Genomic DNA, 21,969 nt, shown 5'->3' with positions numbered 1-21,969 from the left:
GCCCCGTCATTCTACTCGTTCAGATCGAAGTCCACGTGCACATGGTTTCCATCCGGATCGGACACGTGGAACTGGAGGAGGCCAGCGCCTCGAACCTCAACCTTTTTGAACGGATCGCCTTTTTCTCTAAGCCTTCTCTCGAATTCTACAGCATCCGTTGCCGAGAATGCAAAATGTTCCAGCTTTAGCGCGGCTTCCGACCCGGTGCGATGCTGTCCGATTTCTTGAACCAAATGCACCACTGGTGCGTCACCGGCGTAGAGCCACGCTCCTCCAAACGGGAAGTCAGGTCGAGGCCCGGCACGCAACTCAAGAATGGATTCGTACCAGGCGACCATCTCGTCCAGCTTGGCCGTCACGACGTTTACGTGATCCAGACCTACGCAATTTTACTAATTGGATTGCGAGTCTGAATGCTTCAAACTGCTCATTGATTAATTTGAGTTCGACATAGGCTTAATCCCGCCCCCGCAACCAATCCAATCAACTTACCTGCTCGTATCGCGCTTTATGGTTTTGTCGTTTTGGCGGATGTGATAGGCTTGGTGGGTTTTCTGCCCTGTGCGATCCGCTCGCGGTTGGTAGAATTGCGCCTCCCTTACCGCAGTTTATGCTGAACCGTTCGCAGTGCGGGATATAAGGCGCGATATGCCTCAAGGCGTATCTGCGTGCTGTGATCGATTGCCCCTTTCGGTTTGAACAAATGACGGACAATGGGGCGCTGCATCACTGCATCCATAGGTTTATCGCCGCAGGCCACCAGCGCAAGCCGTGCGGCCCCAAGGGCAGGGCCCACAACGGCCTCATCGCTGCGACCAAGCGTAATCCCTGTCACATCTGCGATCATTTGCATCAACAAATCACTGCGGGTGCCCCCGCCAATGGCCAAGAGTGAGGTTGGGGCCGTGCCTGCTTTTGCAAAGGCCTCGGCCGCATCTGCAAAAGAAAAGGCGATCGCCTCAAGAACAGCGCGCATCAAGCTGCCTTGGCTCATACCCTCGCCCAGATTGGCAAATCCCCCGCGAATTGTGGTGTCTCCATGCGGTGTGCGCTCCCCCGTTAGATAGGGCAGGAAGAGCGGGCCTGGCCGGGCCTCGGCCGCTTCGGTCAAGAGAAGATCAATGGGGCGGTTTAACAGATCGGCCAGCCACGCCATCGGGCGTGCACCATTCAACATTGCGGCCATTTGAAACCAGTGATCAGGCACGGTATGCGCATAGGCGTGAATGCGATTTTCGATATTTGGGCGATAGGCATCCGTGGTCACAAAAAGCTGCCCCGAGGTGCCAAGCGAGATAAATCCATCACCTGCTTGCACAGCACCAAGACCGACCGCCCCCGCCGCACCATCGCCTGCACCTGCCGCCACAGGAATGTCAGGCGTCAGACCCAGATCGGTGGCGATATCGGGCAAAAGCGTGCCAGCCACATCGGTGCCATGCATGACGCGGGGCAGCCAAGCAGGTTCGGTTGCGGTCAGCTCACAAAGCCGAGCAGACCAACACCGCGCGGCCTCGTCAAACCATGATGTGCCTGCGGCGTCTGATGGGTCGGTCACACATCCGCCATGCAGGCAGAGCCCGATATAATCTTTGGGCAACATCACATGGCGGATCTTAGCGTGGGCCTCGGGCTCATGACGTGACAACCACAAGATTTTTGGCGCCGTAAAACCTGGCATTGGCAAAACGCCTGCATTTTGCGCGGCTGACGGATCGGCCGCGATGATATCGGAACATTCAACATCTGCACGGGCGTCATTCCATAAAATCACGGGCCGCACAGGTTTCCGCTGTGCGTCCAGCACAACGGCGCCATGCATCTGGCCAGATAGGCCAATTGCCTTGATGGCGGCACGAAGCGCGGGATCTAATGCCTTGATGCAGGCGCGTGTTGCCTCCCACCAATCCTCGCAATTTTGCTCGCTTGCCCCATCAAACGGATGCGAAATGGGCAAATCTTTGCTGCTTTGCGCGATCAGATTTCCCTCAGTATCAATGACACAAAGCTTAACAGCCGAAGTTCCCAAATCGATCCCAAGATACATCTTCGACATCCTTTTCCGACTGGCTGCATGCCCGCATCTGTGGATTCGAGCGTTTTAGGGGCATTTTTGAAATTTAACTCGTGTAAAGTTTTGTCGGTATTGCAGCGCAAGAGGCAAGAGTAAATCATCTGCCTCCGCCAGTAATTTGCCAGTCTGATGGCCAATCATTCAGCCACAAAGGCAATCCCACAGAAACCGCATCTCCTGAATGCAGGGATGGCTGGCCCGTCACTCGCTGCATGCAAAAGGTCAGATATAATTTTTAAATCTGTAAAGCCCTCTGTCTGTGCGTATTTGCACAAAGCGCGTCAATTCTTTTGGAATATCCGACCGCTGAACGCTGTGTTTATGTCCGCGCCAAGCCGCGAATGGCTTTTGGAAAAGGATGGATATCTTATGCAGCAGCTTGAAAAATTTGCGCCGCTGATCGCGCGCGTGTTCATTGGTGGATTTTTCCTAATGGCGGGTCTGGGCAAGCTTGCCGATGTGCAAGGCTTTGCAGGCTATGTCACGATGGGTGGTTTGCCGGCGTTCTTGGCGTGGCCTGCGATTATCTTCGAGATTTTGGTGGGGGCTTCCCTATTGGTGGGGTTCAAATTGCGTCTTGTCGCATTGGCAAGCGCGGCCTTCTGTGTTGTGACAGCAGTGCTGTATCACAACAATTTTTCCGATCATATACAGATGATCATGTTCCTCAAGAACTTCTCTATCGCAGGTGCATTCTTGATGTTCTTCGCGCATGGCGCTGGGGCTTATGCCTTGGATAAAAACGCCGCCTGATGTTTGGCAAAAGGGGCGGGGGCATCTCCCCGCCCTGTCCCCTCAGATATTTTCACCCGAAGGCCGCATCATAGGCCGTCACGCACTCTTTCGCCAAATGGCCAACTTTGGTTGCGTCATAATCAGGTTTGAACAGGTGCGAACCAAGGCCAAAACCAGTGATCCCTGCGGCCTGCCACGCGGCAAAATCTGCGGGACCAACGCCACCCACAGCATAGGTTTCAACCGATTTCGGCAGAACGGCGGCTAGGGCCTTATAGCCATCCACCCCAAGCTTGAAGGCAGGAAAGAGTTTCAACCCGTCTGCGCCGTGCCGCAATGCGGTCAAGCATTCGGTCGCAGTAAATGCACCCGGATAAGACAGCATCCCTTGTGCCTTTGTGGCTTCAATCACCGCGGGGTTTGTATCAGGTGATACCACCATTTTCGCACCGATCTGCGCCAAGCGATCAACGGCTGCTACGTCTAGGACGGTGCCGGCGCCGATAAGGGCGCGCCCCTGTGCATGGGCAACCATGGCTGCGATACTGTCAAACGGGTCTGGCGAGTTTAACGGCACTTCGATCCGAGTGATCCCTGCCGCAATCAGTGCATCCGTTATGGAGAGCGCAGTCTCAGGCCGAAGGCCCCGTAAAATGGCAATAATGTTGCGGCTCATTCTGCGGCCTCTAAAAAGGATTTATACGCGGCCTTTAACCCGCTCAGGGCCATGCCCTCGCCAGAAATTTTGATGACACTTGCCTCTTGGGCGGTAAGGGCCTCGTGATAGGCATCCGCAATGCCGCCTGTCCCAATCAGACGGATATCTTGGCCCAGCCAATAGGGTTTGGCGCCCGCCAATTCCTGACCGATCAACAGACCAGATAGGCGCGCGCGGGCCGCATTCGTGTCAGCCCCATGAAGCAACCCCTCGGCGCGGATGGAAAAGAGATTGGCCGACACCAGTGCAGGATGGGCGATTGCCTCATCCAAAGCGGCAAGAAAGGTGGCGCTGTCCCAGCCCCCGCCACCCACGGAATGGCGTAGAACCGAGGCCTGCTCTAACAGGCCGAACAATTCCCCTGTCATGAAGGTGCGAAAGCTGACGATCTCGCCTGCGCTGATCTGCACCCATTTGCAATGCGTGCCAGGCAGGCAAAGGATGCCATCAAAATTTGGATACTCGTCTAAAAACCCCGCGATTTGCGTCTCCTCTCCGCGCATTACATCTGCGGGACGCTCTTGCTTGATCCCAGGAATAATATGGGCGGCCAAGCGGGGGTCTGTGGTATCCACTTTGACGGCTGCGGCGACAGAGGGCGGGGGGCAAGGGGTCGCGACATAATGCGCTTCTGCCCATCCTTGGCGTGCGCCCGCCATGCCGCATATCAAAACCATAGTTTTTTCCGATGCGGGCAAAAGATCGTCCGCCAATTCTACGAGGGCGGCCTCGAATCCGTCAGGGCGAAGGTTGCCCATACCATCGGAGGAGTGGCGCTGCGCCAAAACCGATCCTTCGGCGTTGATCCACCAAATGCGCAGATGCGACGTGCCCCAATCTACAGCCAACCAATTCGATGTCATCGCGTCTCTCTTATCCGATAGTCAGTTTTGAATGGCTGCGAAAATAAGCTCAGCAATGCGGGGCATTTGCGTGGCCTCATAGTGGATGCCATCCACAGGTGAAACCGTCACCGCACCTGTGAGATCGACCAAATCCACGCCCTCGCGTGCCGCCATCTCGGCCATGGCGGGGGATAGGCCCACTGATTTTGCAGCGCCGCCACGGAACATTTCCGCCAAAACCCCCCGTTCCTCAATCTGTGGAGGGCAGACAACAATCACCCGCGGGACACCACGCGCAGGCCCGCAGCCAGAGGCGCGGATGATACGCACGAGTTTACCCACAGATTGCGCAATATCGAAAGCATTGACGCAAAAGCGCGGCTTGAGGTCATTGGTGCCAAGTTTCACCACCACCGTATCAATTGGGCTGTGGCTTTCTAAAATCCCCAGTAACGCGGCCGCGCCATTCTTATGCGGCCCTTCCACTGGGTCATCATGCAAAGTCGTGCGCCCGGGCAAGCCTTCATCAATCACGCGCCATGTGGCCCCAAGTTTTTGCGCCAACAGGGTCGGCCATCTTTGCGCAAGGGGATAGCGCTCTGGCTGCCCAAGCACAGTTAAAGGCACAGTGCCATGAGTATTGGAATCGCCAAAAAGCAAAAGGGTTTTGGGGTCTTGTTCCATCTCATCCCTTTCCCGACTGGCCCTTAGACCAAGGGCACAAATGGCACGCCACAGCCTGCAAGGATGATACAGGCCAACAGAATGCGATAATGGGTCATGTGATCGTTACTTTCTTGTTTTACTGCGCGAAACAATAAGCGCCACTTGGCTGATTGCAAGCAATGGCTGCGGGGTGCTAGGCAAGAGGTAGGCGTTACAGGAAATGTCAGGACGCGTGATGGGCGATGCGGCGGCAGATTTTCGCAAATTGTCAGGGCTGATCCGTATCGTTGGCCATCGGGGCGCGCGCGGGGTGTTTCCCGAAAATACGATGCTTGGTTTTGATTATGCGCTGGCCGCAGGTGTGCCATTGCTTGAGTTTGACGTGGTGCTGACGGGCGATGAAATCCCCGTCATTACGCATAATCCCACGCTGCACGCCGCAACCTTTCGGGATAACACGGGACAGTTCATCACAAATGAGATGCCAATCCGTGATTTGAGCTATGCTGATCTCTGTCGCTATGAGGTTGGTAAAATTGATGGGCAGAGCGCCTATGGCGCGGCCTTTCCCGATCAGGCGCAGTTTGACGGGCTACAGGTGCCGCGATTGGCCGATCTATGCGCCCTTATTTCGCAGCCTCAGCACGCGGCGGCGCGTTTGCTTCTGGAGATGAAATCTGATCCCGTGCTTGCCCAAGATGCCGCCGCGCGGGCGCATTTTGTTACGGCAGTTTTGGATGTGATCCGTGGCACCCATGTGGTTGGGCAGACCGTCTTGCACAGTTTTGATTGGACCATTTTGGCGGAGTGTAAGGCACAAGCGCCAGAAATCCCGCGGTCATATTTGTCGATTGCATCCGAGCCGCAGTTTCGATTGCCACCCGATATTCCCGCTCAGATCAAGGCGGAAGGTGGCGCGCTATGGTGCCCGCATTTCGCGGATATCACCGCAGCAGATGTTGCCTATGCGCAAAGCCTAGATTTGGGCGTAGTTGTTTGGACTGTAAATCAAACCGCAGATATCGATCGCATGATTGATTTTGGGGTGGATGCGATCTGTTCCGACTATCCCGCCCGCGTGCAGCGCCGCTTGTCGGATAGGGGTTTGCGCTGGCAGTAAGGCCAGCAGCGCAATTTTCCCAAGTGTCGAAGTCTGGACAGAGGCACGCGGGCCAAGCATGGGTGAGCGGCGGATTTTTGTTCTTCTTTGTGGCGAAACACCAAGTCCTGTCTCTCGCCTCACGGCGGGGTCGCCTGATCCAATGATCTTTCAACCCCTCGATGATGCCTTCGTGGCGCAGATTGTGGCTGATAAGCACCCGGGCGTTCTTACAGACGACGATGCGCCTATTAGCGGGCTGATTAGGTTTGAGCCGATCTTGAATTAGGCTTGCAACAGCGCTGCACGCAACGCGGCCTCATCCACGCTGCCGCCCGAAAAATGTGCCCATGCGTGCACGCCTTGATAAAAGAATAATTCCCACCCAGAAATGATTTCTAGACCAAGGGCCGCTGCATCTTTGAGGAACGGTGTCTTAAGTGGGGTATAGACCGCGTCAAACACCCATTTTGCCTCTCGTATATGCGCAGCCGGCAGCGGGGTGCCGCCATAGCCAACCATGCCAATGGGCGTTGCGTTCACAAGGCCCGTGATCTCAGGTGGCAGATTGGACACCTCGCGCATGGTTGTGACCTGCAATGTCGGAAAGCCACGCGCCAGATCACGCTTTAGGCCATCGGCCTTAGCCAAATCTGTATCAACCAGATGCAACGCGCTTGCCCCCAAATCGGCAAGGCCAAAGGCAATCGCGCGTCCCGCCCCACCTGACCCGATGATCAGCACCTCGCTTGGTGCGTCATCGCCCCGCGTGGCCTGATAGGCGGCCTTAAAGCCCGTGTAATCTGTGTTATAGCCAATGGGCCCTTGGGCCGTGAAAAGAACGGTGTTCACGGCCCCAACCGCGTCCAACACGGGATCGGCCAGTTGCACAAGTGGCACCACTTTTTCTTTATAGGGATATGTGATGTTGAGCCCTGAATAGCCTTCAATTTGCGCGGTCTCGAAGACCTCAAGAAAGGTTTCCTCGCGTTCAGGGGGGATCAAGAGATCATAGCTGACCGCGCGGGCGTTCAGGTGGCCTGCAATTCGGTGCAAACGCGGGGCGCTGGATTGTTTGATATTGTCACCGATCAGCCCCAATTTGAGCGGGGCATGGTTCTGGGTCGGGCTTAAGGACATATCGCCTGGTCTTTCTATTCGCGCGTGATTTGGCCATCTCGCCACGAATGGCGGGCAGATGCAACTTTTGTTGGCGCTCTTTTTGGAATGGCGATAGCGTTAGATTTGCGCGATGTGAACAGGTCTGATCCATGCAAAGCAATATTCATGATAGCGCCTATTCTTGGGGTAGGCTCGCCATCACCTTGGCGATTGCGATGATCGCTAATGTGGGCATGTGGGCCATCATCGTGATCATGCCTGCGGTTGAGGCGGAATTTGGATCGCTGCGCGCGGCCTCGTCCTTGCCCTACACGATGACGATGGTGGGGTTTGGCGCGGGCAATCTTTTGCTGGGGCGCTTGGTGGATCGTTTTGGTGTCACGATTGCCCTCTCTCTGGCAGCTGTCATGATCGCGGCGGGGTTCGCTCTCTCCACTCTCGCAAGCAGCATTTACACGCTGTCCCTGATCCATCTGATTTTGGGCCTTGGAACGGCTGCGGGCTTTGGCCCTTTATTGGCGGATATATCGCATTGGTTCTTGCGCCGCCGCGGGATTGCCGTGGCCTTGGTGGCCAGCGGCAATTACCTCTCTGGTGCGATTTGGCCGATGGTTCTTTCTGGGATTTTGGCCGAGGATGGATGGCGGGCTGTCTACCTCACCCTTGCAGTGATTGCGCTTGTGGGGATCATCCCGCTTTCATTCGCGTTGCGGCGCAAACTGCCAGAAACCGCCCATGCCCAGTCCGAGGCAATGTCGCGCGCCAAGGCAAATTCGGTTGGCCTGTCCTCGCGCCAGTTGCAATATCTGCTGGGCTTTGCAGGCGTGGCCTGCTGTGTGGCCATGTCGATGCCACAGGTGCATATCGTATCTTACTGCGTGGGCCTTGGATATGGCCCTGCGGTGGGGGCCGAGATGCTGTCGCTAATGCTTATGGGTGGTGTGGTCAGCCGCATCATTTCAGGCTTAGTCGCTGATCGTTTGGGTGGTGCGCGCACCCTATTGATTGGATCGGTTCTGCAAATGACCGCGCTGTTTTTTTACCTTCCCTATGATGGGCTTGTGTCGCTTTATGTTGTCAGCTTGATTTTTGGTTTGGCTCAGGGTGGGATTGTTCCGTCCTACGCTTTGATTGTGCGCGAATATATGCCCGCCCGAGAAGCAGGTCAGCGGGTTGGATTTGTGATCATGATGACGATTGTGGGCATGGCGCTCGGCGGTTGGATGTCGGGGTGGATTTTCGATGTGACAGGCAGCTATCAGATGGCATTCATCAATGGTATTTTGTGGAACGGGTTTAATGTGGCAATTATTGCGTGGCTTTTGACGCGCAGTCGCCGCCCGCAAGCCCCCATTTTGGCCGCAGGCCAGGGGAGGAGGAGAGTTAATGTTCAATGATGATGTTGCCGCCATTTGTCCTGAATGTGGGGCAAGCGATATCGTGATGGATGCGACAAAGATCACCTGTCAATCTTGCGGTCATTTCGAGGCTTTGGGCCTTGAGGCCGAAGGATCAAGCGCGGCGCTCACAAGCCTCTCACAGGCCTATGCGATTTCCGTTTTGCAACGCTGGAGTTTTGCAGGCTAGCATTATTGTTGCACAATCGCGTTTTCCCATTCGGCCAAAAAATTGCGCCGATTGAGCGGGTCAAGATAGACCATCAGGGCGGGGCCGATCCGAATAGGCCCAAATCCCGCACTAGACGCAGCAGGCGATGTGTCATTGAGCGGCGGCAGGGGCCAACCATCGGCCCCATCGCGCAAGGCGATACTGAGCAGCGCATCAATAAACGCCCCTGCATCGTTTGGGTTCTGCGCCATGCTTGGGATCAAGGCGGTGCGCAAAATCACGTTGGAAAAATCGGTCATCCGCAGAATTTGGACACGACCTTCGGATTGATCGGCCAAACGTTCGGCCACGTAACTGCCCAAGACATTATAGGCGAGGGCCAGTTTGCCACTCATCACATCCTCAATCATTTGGCTTGAACAGCAATAGAGCGTGGGGTTGAGACGGCCCATCACTTCGGAGAGTCGCCAATAGGCATCTGTGGCACGGGCTTCCTGCGTGGCAAACAGATAGCCAAGCCCACTGTCCCGCACATCATAGGTGCCGATAGACCCTGCGAAACGTGCTGGGTTGTCGCGTAAAACTTCGATCAAATCCTGCCGCGATTGCGGAATGGATAGCCCCTCAAAATATTCAGTCGAAACCAAGACCACCGCGGGCTCGGTCGTGAATGCGAAAATGACATCACGCCATGTGGCCCAGTCTGGCAGGCTTTGTGTCATGGGCGAGCGATAGCGTTGTGTCAGCCCATCATTGGCCAGTTGGAATTGCAAATCCATCGCCGATGAAATGGCCACGTCATAGACCGCGCCTGAACTGATCTCACGATGCAAATCCGCAGAGGAGGCCACCGTATATTCCAAATCTAAGGTTGGATTGGCGCGATGAAACGCTTCGAGATAGGGTGTGAAGACGTCCAAATCAGCGGTGGAGAGTATCCGCAAAACCCTGTCGCCCGTGCCTTCGATGCGTAGGAAATCCTCTGGTTCAAAGGCGGTTGCAGGGCTGATCCACAGACTTAAAGCAAGGGTAAGACAAGCGAGGCGCATGTGCCCTTTCCTTCCTTATTATTTGACAATTCTAAGCGCCCGCCATGGGCGGCCAAAACATCAGCGGCAATGGTAAGGCCCAATCCTGATCCCACAATGTTTTCGGTGTTGCGTCCTCGTTTGAAACGCTGCGTGAGAACTTCGGCAGGGTCATCGCCTAGCCCTGTGCCCTCATCGCGCACAGTGATGTAGCCATAGCCCCCTTTGGTCTCCACGCAAATTGATATGGTAGTGTCTTCAGGCGAATATTTGATGGCGTTGTCGAGAATATTGCGCAACGCGCTGTCGAGCAGCACCGCATCACCTGCAACGATGATGTCCTCGGCTTTCAGGTCAATGTCGATATCCTTCATGCTTGCCGTGGGGGTCATTGCAGTCGCCGTTTGGGCGGCCAAACTTTTGAGCGAGATATGATCGCGCAGAAGATCATCCGCGCGGAAGGCCACAGTCGCGTGATCCAAAAGCTGTCCCGCCGAACGGGAGCTTTCATCAATCGCGCGGATCATCTGGCGCAGACGGTTGCGTTCGGCCTCGCCTGAGGCGTTGCGCAAGGCAAGATCCGCTTGCACACGAACAGTTGCCAAAGGCGTGCGGACGCGATGGGCGGCCTCTAGAATAAACTCTTCCGAGCGGCGAATGGATTGCCCCAGTCGATCCATGAAGCGATTGAGCGCGGCAATGAGCGGCGCCAATTCATCAGGGGCGGGGCGGCGCAAGGGGCGCAAATCGGATGGCCCGCGCCGCGAGACAGCCCCTGCAATTTCGTTCAAGGGCCGCAATGATGTGCGGGCGGCAAAAAAGGACAGCAGCACCGCGACCAAGAAAAAGGCAATCGACAACAGGCCTGCTTGACGCGAGAGGTCAAGCGCGATGGCGGCAATACCTTCGCGGGTTTGTCCGACTGTGACGATCACCAATGTCGGTTGATTTCCCGCCAATATTCGGCGCGAGAGCGTGGCCAGTCGCAAATCTTCGCCGCGATAAGATTGCGTTGCAAAACTGACCTCGCCTGCGCGGGTGTTCGGGTCAGTGGCAACGGGAAGATCTGCATAGCCTGTCAGCAATGCGCCATTCACGGTGACCCGATAAAAAACTCGATCCTCGCTAATCGCGCCGAGCATGGAAAACGCAGAATAGGGCAGTTCAAGCCGCAATTCGCCCTGCTCGCTGCGCAGGGTTTCGGCGATTGCAGTCACAGCAGCGGCCAAGACGTTATCTTGGGTTTCTTCGGCGGCTTGGCGGGCGAACCCCGCAACCATCCCCCAAGACAACAATGACAACAGCGCCGCCACAATCGCGAGATAGAGCGTTAATCGCCGACCAATGGAACCTGTGCCCTGTTGCGCCTCGCTCACGGGGTTTTCACCTCCATCCGATACCCAATGCCGCGCACAGTCTCGATGTGAATATCCGTTCCCTCAAGACGGCGGCGCAAGCGGCCCACATAGACCTCAATCGCGTTTTCTGTGATCTCTGCATCATAGGAAAACAGCCTGTCCATCAATTGCGCCTTTGACAAAATCTGTCCTTGATGGCGCACGAACACTTCCAAAAGACGCAATTCGCGGCTGCGCAATTCGATGGTATGCGCGCCATGGCGCAGCGCGCCTGCAAGCGGGTCAAAGATGGTTTGGCCAAGCGCGATATCATTGCGCGCGGCCCCGCCGCGGCGGCGCAAAACGGCGCGGCACCGCGCCTCTAATTCGGAAAAATCGAAGGGTTTCGTGATGTAGTCATCGGCCCCTTGGTCAAGGGCGCCGACCCGATCCGACACTTGGCTGCGAGCGGTTAACATGATCACGGGCGTTTCGATATGGATGCGGCTTTGCGCCAAAAATGCGCGACCATCGCCATCGGGAAGCATCACATCAAGCAATATCAGATCGTAGCTGGCATCCGCAAGGCAAGCGCGCGCATGGGCCAAATCTGGGGCGTGATCGACCGCATGACCGTCCAAGACCAGACGTTTGACCACCGCTTCGGCCAATTCCTCGTTATCCTCTACAAGCAGATAGCGCATTGGGCGCGTGGCCTTTCCCTGACTATTCCCCAAACAGGTGGGCTGATGTTTTCGTCCTGCGTGTCAGGCTCGTGTCAGCTTTCTGTGGTCGGGTGAGACTATGGCGGTGGAGGATCGCCTGTCAAATGGGAGGAATACACTATGAACACCTTTAGGTGGACACGCCGCGCTATGATCGCGGCTGCAACTGCTACGCTTGCATTCGCGGGCATGTCCAATGCGGGCGGGCATCAAATGATGGATCAGGTTCACTTCCTTATCCCCGGCGGTGCTGGCGGTGGTTGGGATGGCACAGCGCGCGGCACGGGCGAGGCGTTGGTCAATTCTGGTCTTGTGGGCAATGCCACATATGAAAACATGTCAGGCGGTGGTGGCGGTGTCGCCATTGCGCATTTGATCGAAAATGCAGCCTCAAGCGATGGCACATTGATGGTAAACTCGACCCCCATCGTGATCCGCGCTTTGACGGGTGAGATTTCTCAAAGCTTCCGTGACCTGACCTTGATCGCAGGAACAGTGGGTGACTACGCGGCATTGGTTGTAACTGCAGATAGCCCGCTGACATCGATGGAAGATGCATTGGCTTCATACCGCGAAGCGCCGATGGATTTTGCCATTGGTGGGGGTTCGGTTCCTGGTGGGATGGATCACTTGGTCGCGGCGATTGTAATGCAGGCTGCGGACGAAGATCCCACTGCGTTTAACTATATCGGTTATGACGCCGGTGGTGAGGCGATGGCGGGCTTGCTGTCGGGCGAGATTGATGCGCTGTCCACAGGCTTTTCCGAAGCGGTTGCTTTGGCCGAGCAGGGTGAGGTCCGCATCTTGGGCGTGACCGCCCCTGACCGCGTTCCTGCCTATGCAGACGCGCCAACCTTCGCTGAGCAGGGTATTGATGCGCAATTCGTGAACTGGCGCGGGTTCTTCGCCGCACCTGGCATGGCGCAAGAAAAAGTTGAAGCTTATCAAGCGATGTTGGCGGCGATGATGGAAACCCCTGAGTGGGAAGAAGTGCGCGGCCGTATGGGTCTGGTGAATATTTATCGCCCCGGAGCTGAGTTCCAAAGCTTCCTCGAAGCACAAGAGCAGCAGATCGGTGATCTGATGCGCGAGTTGGGCTTCCTCTAAGAGGATAAGCGCGTTTTGCGCGATTGATCTATGGATGGGCTGCCTCATTTCGCGGCGGCCCTTCCGTGCAACAGACCCACAAATTTGGCTGAGAAAAAGGGGGCGTTTATGGCCTTAGAACGTTGGATTGCATTGGCTTTTTTGGCGCTATGCTGCATCTATGGCTATGCTGCGTTTTTCACGATGGATCATCTCTTGCCTGCAATTTTGCAGCGCAATCCGATTTGGCCATCAACATTTCCAAAAATCCTGAGTGTGCTTGGGGTGATTGTGGGTTTGGTTGTGCTGTTTTCTGGCAAGTCCGCAAAGACAGTCGAAGCAGATACAACAAAAGAGCAAAGCGCCGAAGATATCGATCACCGCCGTCTTGGGGATTACAATATCGGCCAAGCCCTGTCGCTTTTGGCGCTGATGGTGGCTTATGCGCTCCTTCTGCGCCCAGCGGGGTTTGTGGGGGCGACCATACTTTTCCTTGCGCTAGGTGGGTTCATCTTAGGCGAGCGGAAATTTCACATTCTTATACCTGTGGCCGCGATTGCCGCAGGCACGATCTGGTATCTTGTGCAGGAGGTGCTGGGTATTTTCCTGCGCCCTTGGCCTGCGTTTTTGATGTGAGGGGGACGCATCATGCTTGAAGGTTTGCTTCTTGGCCTTGCGGCCGCAATAACGCCCTTTCACCTTGCGATGGTCGTGTTTGGCTGCGTGATTGGCACCATTATCGGTATGTTGCCCGGTCTCGGGCCAATGTCGATTATTGCGATTATGATCCCTGTCGCGATTGGATTGGGCGATCCAACGGGCGCTTTGATCTTGTTGTCGGGCGTCTATTATGGCGCGATTTTTGGCGGGTCGACCTCGTCAATTTTGCTCAATGCGCCGGGGGTCGCGGGAACAGTTGCCACCGCCTTTGATGGATACCCGATGGCGCAAAAGGGTCAAGCGGGTAAGGCGCTGACGATTGCAGCCATTGCGTCCTTTGCAGGGGGCACAATCGGCGCGATCTTGTTGATGATCTTTGCACCTGCGCTGTCCTCGGTCGCGCTTTTGTTCCATTCGGCGGAATATTTCGCGCTTATGGTTGTTGGGCTTTCGGCCATTGCCGCCTTTGCAGGCACAGGGCAAGTCGCCAAGGCGCTGATGATGACCATTCTTGGCCTTATCATGGGCACTGTTGGTGAAGGGGCCTTGTCCAATATGCCGCGCTTCACCTTTGGGATCATGGAGTTGCAATCGGGGTTTTCCTTCATCACCCTCGCGATGGCCATGTTCGCCCTGCCTGAGGCGCTGTTTTTGGTCTTGAACCCTGCGCGTGGTGCGCAAAGTGGTTCGGGCGGCGAGATCAAAGATCTGCGCATCACCAAAGACGAGGCGCGTAAAATCGCGCCCGTCATCGGGCGGCAATCGGTGCAAGGGTTTTTCATCGGTGTTCTACCGGGGGCTGGGGCCACGATTGCATCCTTTTTGGGATATGCGGTTGAGCGCAACATCGCCAAAGGCGAAGAGCAGGCAGAATTCGGTAAAGGTTCAATCAAAGGTTTGGCCGCACCCGAGACAGCGAATAACGCGGCTTGCACGGGCTCTTTCGTGCCACTGCTGACTTTGGGTATTCCTGGCTCTGGGACAACTGCGATTTTGCTTGGTGCGTTGATCGCCCTTAATGTCACCCCTGGCCCAAGATTGATGACCGATGAGCCTGATGTGTTCTGGGCGGTTATTATCTCGATGTATATTGGCAATCTGGTTCTTTTGATTCTGAACCTGCCGCTTATCCCCTATATCGCCAAACTGTTGACGATCCCGCGGGCCTATCTGATCCCGTTCATTTTGTTCTTCACGTTGATGGGCAGCTATATCGGCCAAAACAATGCGACTGAATTGCTGATCTTGGTGGGTTTTGGGGTGGTTGCTACGATCTTGCGCTTTGCGGATTATCCCCTTGCCCCGCTTCTGATTGGGTTCATCCTTGGCACGATGATGGAGGATAATTTTGCCCGCGCTATGCAGCTTTATCGTGGATTTGGCTTTATCCTCGAACGTCCAATGACCTTGGGGTTGTTGATCCTTGCGGTGGGTCTGGTTTTTGTGCCTGCCTATCGCGCCCGCCGCGCGCGCTTGCGTCAGGCTGGTGTTGCAGATGGCGATTGATCAGCGCAAAACATAAGTAATCGGGCGCGGGGATAATCCGCGCCCCCTTTTGTTGAAAATTGCAAAGGCCCATCGGGTGCGTCCGACCGCTCAACGCATTGTCAAAGAAACTCTGCCCACGCTTGCGCTTGGCGCTGCAGGGGCTGGGCTTTTTTGGCTGATTGGGTTTCCTGCCTATATGCTGACAGGGCCCGCTGCAGCTGTTTCGGTTGCCACGATGTTGGGGTTGAAAAGTTTAATCCCCTTGCCCCTGCGCAATGTGGTGTTCGTGGTGATTGGCGTCTCGATTGGCAGCACGGTAACACCTGAGGTGATCGAGACTGCGCTGACATGGCCAATATCCTTGGCCATTTTGGCGGTCACTTTGGTTGTGCTGATTTTTTCGCTGCGGGCCATTTTGATGCGCGGTTTTGGCTATGATGTGATGACCGCGACCCTCGCCGCCACGCCCGGGCATCTCAGCTATGTTCTTGGGTTGTCGACCTCAATGGGCGTGGATGTGGCGCGGGTGGCTTTGGTGCAGGCCACGCGGGTTTTGTTGCTGACCCTCTGTGTGCCCTTGCTGATCTCGCTTTGGGGGATGACAGGCACGGCCTATGTCGTGGATCACGGGGCCATTAGCCTTTTGGCGGCTGCGGTTGTTTTCGCGGCGGCCTTAGCTCTGGGTCTTATCTTTAAACGGTTTTCGATACCTGCGCCGCTTTTATTGGGCGCGATGGCCGCATCAGCCATTGGCCATGGGGCGAACCTGACCCCAGGAAATTTGCCGATCTGGCTGACCTCACTGGCCTTTATGGTGATGGGTTGCTTGATTGGCACGCGATTTCGGGGGCTGAATCGCAAAGGCCTGTTGGGGGCCTTGGCGGCGGGGGCGGTGGGAACACTCGTATCTTGCGCGGTGGCGGCAATTGGCGCCGTCATTGCGGCCAGACTGATCGGGTTGCCCCCTTCGGTGCTGCTTCTGGCATTCGCACCGGGGGGCGTGGAAATCATGGCGGCTTTGGCAGTCAGCACAGGCCTTGAGCCTGCTTTGGTTGCAGCGCATCACGTGGTACGCCTTCTGATTTTGAGCGTGGCTGTGCCACTGCTGATTGTTCGTATTAAGGCCTAAGCTTACGCAAACTACTAAGCCCCCGCTGCGATGGTCGCAGCAACCGCCCTTTGCCAGCGCGCATAATCTGAATTGCGCGTATCCGCATTCATCTTGGGCGCGAATTGACGATCTATGGCCCAAGTTTTTCTGAAGCCTGCTTGGTCTGGGTAAAGGTCTGCCTTGTAGCCTGCCAACCACGCAACGCCGCGGGCGGTCGTCTCGAGGTGCGTGGGTCGATCGACTGGCGCATTCAGAATATCGGCCACATATTGCAGGGTATAGTCTGACGCGCTCATGCCGCCATCCACCCGCAGAACCGTTTGGCCGGTTTGCAAAGCCGCCATATCGGCGGCCATAGCCTCCATCAGATCACGGGTTTGCAAGCCCACGGATTGAAGTGCGGCGCGCGCTAATTCATTTGGCCCTGTGTTGCGCGACAGACCAAACACGGCCCCACGGCATTCAGAATTCCAATAGGGTGCGGCCAAACCCGTAAAAGCGGGCACAAGCGTGATGGCTTGTCCATTATCTGCGGCTTTGGCCATGTCTTGTGTCTCTGCCGCCGAGGCGATGATGTCCAACCCATCGCGCAACCACTGCACCACCGCGCCCGCAATATAGATGGAGCCCTCTAGCGCATAGGCCGTTTGCCCATCCATGCGATAAGCGATGGTGGTCAAAAGTTTATTCTTCGAGGGGACAGCAATTGTGCCTGTGTTCATCAGCGCAAAGCACCCAGTGCCATAAGTGACTTTGGCCATGCCTTTGTCAAAACAAGCTTGGCCAATTGTTGCGGCCTGTTGGTCACCCGCAACGGCGCGGATCGGAATTTCTGCGCCGATGACATCCTTTGCGGTCGTCCCGAAATGCGCGTCACAATCGAGAACATTCGGCAGGACTGCGCGGGGGATATTAAAAAGCGAAAGGATATCTTCGCACCACTCAAGGCTGTGGATGTCGAACAGCATCGTGCGCGCGGCATTGGTCACATCGGTCACATGGACCGCGCCCCCCGTCAGATGCCAAATCAGCCAAGTGTCCACTGTGCCAAAGGCCAATTCGCCCGCTTCGGCGCGTCTGCGGGCATCTGGGATTTCATCTAACATCCATGCCAATTTGCTGGCTGAGAAATATGGATCAAGCACAAGTCCTGTTTTGGCGGTGATCATCTCTTCATGCCCTGCGGCGCGCAAAGTTGCGCAGCGATCCGCTGTGCGGCGGTCTTGCCAAACGATGGCATTGTGCAAGGGCGCGCCCGTTTTGCGATCCCACAGAAGCACGGTTTCACGTTGATTGGTGATGCCGATGGCCGCAATCGCCATTGCGGATGTCTTGGCATCGCGCAAGGCGGATGTGATGCAATTTTGCGTGGTCTGCCACAAATCCATCGGGTCATGCTCGACCCAGCCCGAGCGCGGGTAGTGTTGGGTAAACTCCTCTTGCGCCTGTGCAAGGGAATCAAACCTAGCATCGTAAACAATCGCGCGGGTCGAGGTGGTGCCTTGGTCAATTGCAAGAATATGGGTCATGGTTTAGGCCCCTGTCGAACTGTATGGAATTATATGTGTTGCAAGCCCCCAGTCATGGCAACGTGCGGCCAATGGGGCGTCAAGCGGATGATCTGTAAACAGCGCATCAATTTGCGAAAGTGCAGCGATTTTTGCAGGCGCGCTGCGCGTAAATTTCGAGTGGTCGGCCACCAAAAACACGCGCCGCGATTGTGAGATGATTGTCTGGCTGACCCCCACCTCTTGGATGTCGAAATCCAACATATCCCCTTCCGCATCAATGGCTGAGCATCCTATGACCGCAAGGTCAAATTTGAACTGCGCCACTGCATCTGAGGTCAGCTTACCGATCAGCCCCCCATCTGCGCGGCGCAATTGCCCGCCCGCGAGGATGATCTCGCAATTGGGATTGGCGGCAAGGATAGTCGCGACATTGATGTTATTTGTGACCACCAATAGATTCTTGTGATGCAGCAAATTTTGCGCAACGGTCTCTGTCGTGGTGCCGATATTGAGGAAGAGCGAAATGTCATCGGGTATTTGGGCCGCACAAGCTGCCGCAATGCGTGCCTTTTCTTCAGCGTATAACCCGCGCCGCATTTCATAGCCGATATTTGATACGCTCGATGGCAGGATCGCGCCGCCATGGACGCGCTCTAATTTTCCAGCATCGGCAAGATCGCTGAGGTCGCGGCGGATCGTTTGGGTGGTCACGCCAAAATGCGCGGCCAGCCCTTCGACACTCACTTTCCCCTCGCGCCTCGCGATGTCGAGAATCTCTGGCCAGCGAAAGCTTTGCGACATGCGCGTTCCTTTTCCTTTTCGCGCATTTGCGCGGTTAACGGACCTTAGATGGCTTAAAATCGGGGGTCAATTCTTCGAATGACGTCAAAAATGAATAATTTTGAATATTATTATTTTCGTTTGTGTTCGTTTGTGCCATAGCGGCGGCAGGTTTCGGTAGAATGAGGCCCGCAAGAAAGGCGCAATGGATATGACGAGCGAGATTGACGATCTTTTCATCATCGGCGGTGGCATCAATGGCTGCGGCATTGCCCGCGATGCGGCGGGACGCGGCTTGACGGTGCGTTTGGCGGAAATGAACGATCTGGCCTCGGCCACGTCTTCGGCATCGACTAAGCTGTTTCATGGTGGGTTGCGCTACCTAGAATATTTTGAGTTTCGCTTGGTGCGCGAGGCGCTGATTGAGCGTGAAACTTTGCTCAAAGCCATGCCTCATATTTCTTGGCCGATGCGGTTTGTGCTGCCCTACCATAAAGATATGCGCTTTGAGAGCCAAACCCCGACATCGCGACTTTTGGCGCGGCTTATGCCGTGGATGGCGGGGCGGCGTCCGCAATGGTTGATCCGATTTGGCCTGTTTCTTTATGACCACTTGGGCGGGCGAGACATATTGCCTGGAACCTCGGTGGTGGATTTGCGCAAAGGCCCTGAGGGGGCGGCGCTGCACCGTAAATTTTCCAAGGCCTATGAATATTCCGATTGCTGGGTGGAAGATAGCCGTCTTGTGGCGCTGAACGCCCGCGATGCGGCCGAGCGCGGCGCGGTGATCTTGCCGCGTCACAAGGTGGTGAGCGCCAAGCGCGACAACGGCATTTGGAAGGTCAGCACCCAGACCCGCGATGGGCAAACCCATCACCATCAAGCGCGGATTTTGATCAATGCCGCAGGGCCATGGGTCAGCGATGTGATCGGCCAGAAGATCGGCCAAAACAGCAAAGGCGGCGTGCGCCTTGTGCGGGGTAGCCATATTGTGACCAAGCGTCTTTATGACCATCCGAAATGCTACTTCTTTCAGGGTGAGGACGGGCGCATATGTTTCGCCATTCCTTATGAGCAGGATTTCACCTTAATCGGGACGACCGACAAAGATCACCGCGACCCCGATACCCGCCCCGAATGCAGCACCGAGGAGCGGGATTATATGCTGTCCTTTGTGAATAACTATTTTAGCACGGCTGTTACTGCCGAGGATATCGTGTGGTCTTATTCTGGTTTGCGGCCGCTCTATGATGACGGGGCGCAATCGGCATCTGCCGCTACGCGGGATTACACGCTGATCCTTGAAGGGGATGGGGATGCGCCCTTGCTGAATATTTTTGGCGGCAAGATCACCACCTATCGCCGTTTGGCGGAGTCCGCGCTTGAGAAAATCGCAGAGTTCACGAAATCCGCGCGCGGGCCATGGACGGCGGGGGTAGCCTTGCCAGGTGGCGATTTTGCTGTGGGGGATGTGGATCGGTTGATTGCAAGCCTTGTGGCGGATTATCCGTTTCTTACGCCCAAATGGGCCAAGCGCCTCATTCGCGCCTATGGGCGGGATGCTTGGGCGATACTGGCGGGGGCTCAAACATCAGAGGATCTCGGTCGCGATTTCGCCGCAACTTTGACCGAGGCAGAGGTGCGTTGGCTTATGAAACACGAATTCGCGCAAACAGCCGAAGATGTGGTCTGGCGGCGCAGCAAGTTGGGGCTGCGGCTAGACCCATCACAAATAGCGGCTATTGATGCATGGATGCTAAGCGCTGCAAGGCAGATGGCGGCAGAATAAGCTAATCAAACAGGGACAGTTGTGCCCCGGTATGTTTGGCGGCACGTTTTGTCTTACGGGGAGATTTGCGGCTTCCATGGCGGGTGAGAACCGCAACCGCGCCCGCCTCGTGATCTGGCGCGCGTCGCTTTGCCCAAATCTGATCTTTGGCCCATTTGGCGCGCGCCGCAGGATCAAAGATTGGGTTGGGGTACGTTCGTCCCAAAATGCCATGCGCGTCAGGATGCAACCACGGGCGGTGCAGGGCATCCCCCGAAAGCTGTGCAAGTTCAGGCACCCAACGGCGGATGAACACCCCCGAGGGGTCTTGATCCAACCCTTGCTTGATCGGATTATACACTCGGATCGTGTTGATGCCCGTTGTGCCAGATTGCATCTGCACCTGTGACCAATGAATTCCGGGCTCATAATCGGTGAACATCCGTGCCAGATGCAGGCCAGTTTCGCGCCAATGGAACCACATGTGATAGCTTGCAACTGCCATCACCATCGCGCGCATCCGAAAATTCAGCCATCCCCTATGACGCAGGGATCGCATACAGGCGTCCAGAAAGGGCAGCCCCGTTTGTCCGTGTTTCCACGCTTCAAACCATGGGTGTCCCTGCGGGTCATCGCGCAGGCCATCATAGGAGTGGTGCATATTCTCCCATTCAATCCGTGGTTCGTCTTCTAGTTTTTGCATGAAATGGCAGTGCCAATAGAGGCGAGATTGAAAGGCGCGCACGGATCCGCGCCATTCTTTGTGGCTCGACCCTTTGGGGAGGGTGCCTGCGCGGTGTGCGGCGGCTTGTGCGACCTCGCGGAGCGAGATCGTGCCGAATGTGAGATGCGGCGAAAGGCGCGAGCACGCATCAGCGCCAACAAGTGGGCTAGACATTGCCGATCGATAGGGCGCGCCACGTTTGATGAGAAAACTGTGCAGCAGCGCGCGTGCTGCTGTTGATCCGCCGTCTTGCAGATCATCCCCGCCATCAGGCGCAAGGCCCAAATCCGCAGGCGTAGGTAAATCCAAACCGGGCGTTTCGTAAATTGGCTCAAGATGTGGTACTGAATGGCAGGGATCCAACATCTGCCTGTCCCATTCCCCCGCCCATCCATTGCGCGATTTTAAGGTTCGGATCACACCGAATTGACGGGGTTCATGCCACGGGATGGATTTTGATTTGCACCAAGCTGCCACCCTTTTGTCGCGCGCATATGTCCATCCATTCCCAGTTTCTTGATGCGACCAAAGCGCGGCGATCGGTTGTTGGGCTGCTAGTTCGTCTAAGATGGAAACAGCATCCCCCCGTCGGATTAAAAGGGGCTGACCCAAACTTGCTAGTGTATCATGTAGTTCAGCTAACGATTGACGAAGAAACATCCAATGTCGTGCGCTTGCATCGGGTTCAGTCCAAAAATCAGGTTCAATAATATACACAGGCAAGACGGGCCCTCGGGCTGCAGCTGAGGCAAGGCATGCTTGGTCTGTGACACGTAAATCACGTTTGAACCAGACAAGGTGTACGGGCCATTGTTTCATGTTGAGTTAAAATAGTCTTAGTTTCGGCCGTGTCAGTAATTTGCATGGTCGACAGTAACAAATTTACAGCCTAACAGTAACTGATAACGCAAACTTGGATTGAC

At 55.8% G+C, this 21,969-nt stretch carries 22 protein-coding genes; 10 read left to right on the top strand and 12 right to left on the bottom strand.

Going from position 1 to position 21,969, the window contains the following annotated elements:
- Positions 1 to 11: 11 nt before the first annotated feature.
- Both AAC637_RS06750 and xylB read right to left on the bottom strand, forming a co-directional pair.
- On the bottom strand, positions 12 to 377 hold the full coding sequence (locus AAC637_RS06750) for a VOC family protein (RefSeq protein ID WP_340303166.1): 366 nt from the start codon (positions 375 to 377) through the stop codon (positions 12 to 14).
- Between the two features lie 221 nt (positions 378 to 598).
- Positions 599 to 2,047, bottom strand: coding sequence for a xylulokinase (gene xylB / locus AAC637_RS06745; RefSeq protein WP_340302855.1), 1,449 nt, complete (start codon positions 2,045 to 2,047; stop codon positions 599 to 601).
- A gap of 348 nt (positions 2,048 to 2,395) precedes the next feature.
- Between xylB and AAC637_RS06740 the strand changes: the two genes are divergently transcribed.
- Positions 2,396 to 2,827 carry a DoxX family protein gene (locus AAC637_RS06740; RefSeq protein ID WP_340302854.1) on the top strand — a complete coding sequence of 144 codons (432 nt, stop codon included), beginning with the start codon at positions 2,396 to 2,398 and terminating at the stop codon, positions 2,825 to 2,827.
- Between the two features lie 52 nt (positions 2,828 to 2,879).
- On the opposite strand, the gene AAC637_RS06735 is transcribed toward AAC637_RS06740, so the two are convergent.
- The 3 genes from AAC637_RS06735 to AAC637_RS06725 are packed head-to-tail and all read right to left on the bottom strand — an operon-like array spanning position 2,880 to position 5,056.
- A complete protein-coding gene (locus tag AAC637_RS06735; protein ID WP_340302853.1) occupies positions 2,880 to 3,485 on the bottom strand; it encodes a 2-dehydro-3-deoxy-6-phosphogalactonate aldolase in 606 nt (201 codons plus the stop codon).
- Positions 3,482 to 4,390: a 2-dehydro-3-deoxygalactonokinase gene (locus tag AAC637_RS06730; protein WP_340302852.1), complete on the bottom strand. Its 909-nt coding sequence runs from the start codon at positions 4,388 to 4,390 to the stop codon at positions 3,482 to 3,484. Before AAC637_RS06730 ends, AAC637_RS06735 begins: the two co-directional genes overlap by 4 nt.
- Before the next feature lie 21 nt (positions 4,391 to 4,411).
- Positions 4,412 to 5,056: an SGNH/GDSL hydrolase family protein gene (locus AAC637_RS06725; protein ID WP_340262013.1), complete on the bottom strand. Its 645-nt coding sequence runs from the start codon at positions 5,054 to 5,056 to the stop codon at positions 4,412 to 4,414.
- A gap of 202 nt (positions 5,057 to 5,258) precedes the next feature.
- On the opposite strand from AAC637_RS06725, the gene AAC637_RS06720 reads away from it, so the two are divergent.
- Both AAC637_RS06720 and AAC637_RS12690 read left to right on the top strand, forming a co-directional pair.
- Entirely contained in the window at positions 5,259 to 6,158 is a 900-nt protein-coding gene (locus AAC637_RS06720) for a glycerophosphodiester phosphodiesterase family protein (RefSeq protein WP_340302851.1), read from the top strand.
- Positions 6,088 to 6,426 (top strand): fused MFS/spermidine synthase, encoded by a 339-nt coding sequence (locus AAC637_RS12690; RefSeq protein ID WP_445322715.1) that lies wholly within the window; start codon positions 6,088 to 6,090, stop codon positions 6,424 to 6,426. Before AAC637_RS06720 ends, AAC637_RS12690 begins: the two co-directional genes overlap by 71 nt.
- Here AAC637_RS12690 and AAC637_RS06715 read toward each other — a convergent pair.
- Positions 6,423 to 7,277, bottom strand: a complete 855-nt coding sequence (locus AAC637_RS06715) for a shikimate dehydrogenase family protein (protein ID WP_340302850.1) — start codon at positions 7,275 to 7,277, stop codon at positions 6,423 to 6,425. The two genes, AAC637_RS12690 and AAC637_RS06715, sit on opposite strands and share 4 nt — an antisense overlap.
- A gap of 131 nt (positions 7,278 to 7,408) precedes the next feature.
- On the opposite strand from AAC637_RS06715, the gene AAC637_RS06710 reads away from it, so the two are divergent.
- Positions 7,409 to 8,656 carry an MFS transporter gene (locus AAC637_RS06710; RefSeq protein ID WP_340302849.1) on the top strand — a complete coding sequence of 416 codons (1,248 nt, stop codon included), beginning with the start codon at positions 7,409 to 7,411 and terminating at the stop codon, positions 8,654 to 8,656.
- Positions 8,646 to 8,846, top strand: coding sequence for a hypothetical protein (locus tag AAC637_RS06705; protein ID WP_340302848.1), 201 nt, complete (start codon positions 8,646 to 8,648; stop codon positions 8,844 to 8,846). The genes AAC637_RS06710 and AAC637_RS06705 overlap by 11 nt, the downstream gene beginning before the upstream one ends.
- A gap of 2 nt (positions 8,847 to 8,848) precedes the next feature.
- Here AAC637_RS06705 and AAC637_RS06700 read toward each other — a convergent pair whose 3' ends face one another.
- Genes AAC637_RS06700 through AAC637_RS06690 form a run of 3 tightly spaced genes read right to left on the bottom strand, consistent with a single transcriptional unit; the run spans position 8,849 to position 11,897 of the window.
- A complete protein-coding gene (locus AAC637_RS06700) occupies positions 8,849 to 9,877 on the bottom strand; it encodes an ABC transporter substrate-binding protein (protein ID WP_340302847.1) in 1,029 nt (342 codons plus the stop codon).
- Positions 9,847 to 11,232 carry a sensor histidine kinase gene (locus AAC637_RS06695; RefSeq protein WP_340302846.1) on the bottom strand — a complete coding sequence of 462 codons (1,386 nt, stop codon included), beginning with the start codon at positions 11,230 to 11,232 and terminating at the stop codon, positions 9,847 to 9,849. The genes AAC637_RS06700 and AAC637_RS06695 overlap by 31 nt, the downstream gene beginning before the upstream one ends.
- Entirely contained in the window at positions 11,229 to 11,897 is a 669-nt protein-coding gene (locus AAC637_RS06690; protein WP_340302845.1) for a response regulator transcription factor, read from the bottom strand. Before AAC637_RS06690 ends, AAC637_RS06695 begins: the two co-directional genes overlap by 4 nt.
- Before the next feature lie 141 nt (positions 11,898 to 12,038).
- Here AAC637_RS06690 and AAC637_RS06685 point away from each other — a divergent pair, with 141 nt between their 5' ends.
- The 4 genes from AAC637_RS06685 (at position 12,039) to AAC637_RS06670 (ending at position 16,281) form a co-directional block, all read left to right on the top strand.
- Complete coding sequence (locus tag AAC637_RS06685) at positions 12,039 to 13,025, top strand: tripartite tricarboxylate transporter substrate binding protein (protein WP_340302844.1); 987 nt, start codon at positions 12,039 to 12,041, stop codon at positions 13,023 to 13,025.
- Between the two features lie 108 nt (positions 13,026 to 13,133).
- Entirely contained in the window at positions 13,134 to 13,640 is a 507-nt protein-coding gene (locus tag AAC637_RS06680) for a tripartite tricarboxylate transporter TctB family protein (RefSeq protein WP_340302843.1), read from the top strand.
- 12 nt (positions 13,641 to 13,652) lie between these two features.
- Positions 13,653 to 15,170 carry a tripartite tricarboxylate transporter permease gene (locus AAC637_RS06675; RefSeq protein WP_340302842.1) on the top strand — a complete coding sequence of 506 codons (1,518 nt, stop codon included), beginning with the start codon at positions 13,653 to 13,655 and terminating at the stop codon, positions 15,168 to 15,170.
- A gap of 52 nt (positions 15,171 to 15,222) precedes the next feature.
- Complete coding sequence (locus AAC637_RS06670) at positions 15,223 to 16,281, top strand: AbrB family transcriptional regulator (RefSeq protein WP_340302841.1); 1,059 nt, start codon at positions 15,223 to 15,225, stop codon at positions 16,279 to 16,281.
- A gap of 14 nt (positions 16,282 to 16,295) precedes the next feature.
- Here the strand turns inward: AAC637_RS06670 and glpK are convergent, their stop codons facing one another.
- Together glpK and AAC637_RS06660 are read right to left on the bottom strand one after the other, a co-directional pair.
- Entirely contained in the window at positions 16,296 to 17,792 is a 1,497-nt protein-coding gene (gene glpK, locus AAC637_RS06665) for a glycerol kinase GlpK (RefSeq protein WP_340302840.1), read from the bottom strand.
- A 3-nt stretch (positions 17,793 to 17,795) separates the two neighbouring features.
- The gene (locus AAC637_RS06660) at positions 17,796 to 18,575 is read right to left on the bottom strand and encodes a DeoR/GlpR family DNA-binding transcription regulator (protein WP_340302839.1); all 780 of its coding nucleotides are present in this window, start codon (positions 18,573 to 18,575) and stop codon (positions 17,796 to 17,798) included.
- A 190-nt stretch (positions 18,576 to 18,765) separates the two neighbouring features.
- Between AAC637_RS06660 and glpD the strand changes: the two genes are divergently transcribed.
- Positions 18,766 to 20,343: a glycerol-3-phosphate dehydrogenase gene (glpD, locus tag AAC637_RS06655; RefSeq protein WP_340302838.1), complete on the top strand. Its 1,578-nt coding sequence runs from the start codon at positions 18,766 to 18,768 to the stop codon at positions 20,341 to 20,343.
- Between the two features lies 1 nt (position 20,344).
- Here glpD and AAC637_RS06650 read toward each other — a convergent pair whose 3' ends face one another.
- Positions 20,345 to 21,865, bottom strand: coding sequence for an FAD-binding domain-containing protein (locus AAC637_RS06650; RefSeq protein ID WP_340302837.1), 1,521 nt, complete (start codon positions 21,863 to 21,865; stop codon positions 20,345 to 20,347).
- Positions 21,866 to 21,969: the final 104 nt, after the last annotated feature.

This window comes from Roseobacter sp. HKCCD7870, from assembly GCF_037830315.1.
In the GTDB taxonomy this organism is placed as follows: domain Bacteria; phylum Pseudomonadota; class Alphaproteobacteria; order Rhodobacterales; family Rhodobacteraceae; genus M30B80.
This window is presented reverse-complemented; position numbering and strand designations above follow the sequence as displayed.

What these genes read in the sequence shown, in the direction of transcription:
- xylB (WP_340302855.1), bottom strand. Translation starts at nt 2,047, where the DNA reads ATGTATCTTGGGATCGATTTGGGAACTTCGGCTGTTAAGCTTTGTGTC.
- AAC637_RS06740 (WP_340302854.1), top strand. Translation starts at nt 2,396, where the DNA reads ATGTCCGCGCCAAGCCGCGAATGGCTTTTGGAAAAGGATGGATATCTT.
- AAC637_RS06735 (WP_340302853.1), bottom strand. Translation starts at nt 3,485, where the DNA reads ATGAGCCGCAACATTATTGCCATTTTACGGGGCCTTCGGCCTGAGACT.
- AAC637_RS06730 (WP_340302852.1), bottom strand. Translation starts at nt 4,390, where the DNA reads ATGACATCGAATTGGTTGGCTGTAGATTGGGGCACGTCGCATCTGCGC.
- AAC637_RS06725 (WP_340262013.1), bottom strand. Translation starts at nt 5,056, where the DNA reads ATGGAACAAGACCCCAAAACCCTTTTGCTTTTTGGCGATTCCAATACT.
- AAC637_RS06720 (WP_340302851.1), top strand. Translation starts at nt 5,259, where the DNA reads ATGTCAGGACGCGTGATGGGCGATGCGGCGGCAGATTTTCGCAAATTG.
- AAC637_RS12690 (WP_445322715.1), top strand. Translation starts at nt 6,088, where the DNA reads ATGCGATCTGTTCCGACTATCCCGCCCGCGTGCAGCGCCGCTTGTCGG.
- AAC637_RS06715 (WP_340302850.1), bottom strand. Translation starts at nt 7,277, where the DNA reads ATGTCCTTAAGCCCGACCCAGAACCATGCCCCGCTCAAATTGGGGCTG.
- AAC637_RS06710 (WP_340302849.1), top strand. Translation starts at nt 7,409, where the DNA reads ATGCAAAGCAATATTCATGATAGCGCCTATTCTTGGGGTAGGCTCGCC.
- AAC637_RS06705 (WP_340302848.1), top strand. Translation starts at nt 8,646, where the DNA reads ATGTTCAATGATGATGTTGCCGCCATTTGTCCTGAATGTGGGGCAAGC.
- AAC637_RS06700 (WP_340302847.1), bottom strand. Translation starts at nt 9,877, where the DNA reads ATGCGCCTCGCTTGTCTTACCCTTGCTTTAAGTCTGTGGATCAGCCCT.
- AAC637_RS06690 (WP_340302845.1), bottom strand. Translation starts at nt 11,897, where the DNA reads ATGCGCTATCTGCTTGTAGAGGATAACGAGGAATTGGCCGAAGCGGTG.
- AAC637_RS06685 (WP_340302844.1), top strand. Translation starts at nt 12,039, where the DNA reads ATGAACACCTTTAGGTGGACACGCCGCGCTATGATCGCGGCTGCAACT.
- AAC637_RS06680 (WP_340302843.1), top strand. Translation starts at nt 13,134, where the DNA reads ATGGCCTTAGAACGTTGGATTGCATTGGCTTTTTTGGCGCTATGCTGC.
- AAC637_RS06675 (WP_340302842.1), top strand. Translation starts at nt 13,653, where the DNA reads ATGCTTGAAGGTTTGCTTCTTGGCCTTGCGGCCGCAATAACGCCCTTT.
- glpK (WP_340302840.1), bottom strand. Translation starts at nt 17,792, where the DNA reads ATGACCCATATTCTTGCAATTGACCAAGGCACCACCTCGACCCGCGCG.
- AAC637_RS06660 (WP_340302839.1), bottom strand. Translation starts at nt 18,575, where the DNA reads ATGTCGCAAAGCTTTCGCTGGCCAGAGATTCTCGACATCGCGAGGCGC.
- glpD (WP_340302838.1), top strand. Translation starts at nt 18,766, where the DNA reads ATGACGAGCGAGATTGACGATCTTTTCATCATCGGCGGTGGCATCAAT.
- AAC637_RS06650 (WP_340302837.1), bottom strand. Translation starts at nt 21,865, where the DNA reads ATGAAACAATGGCCCGTACACCTTGTCTGGTTCAAACGTGATTTACGT.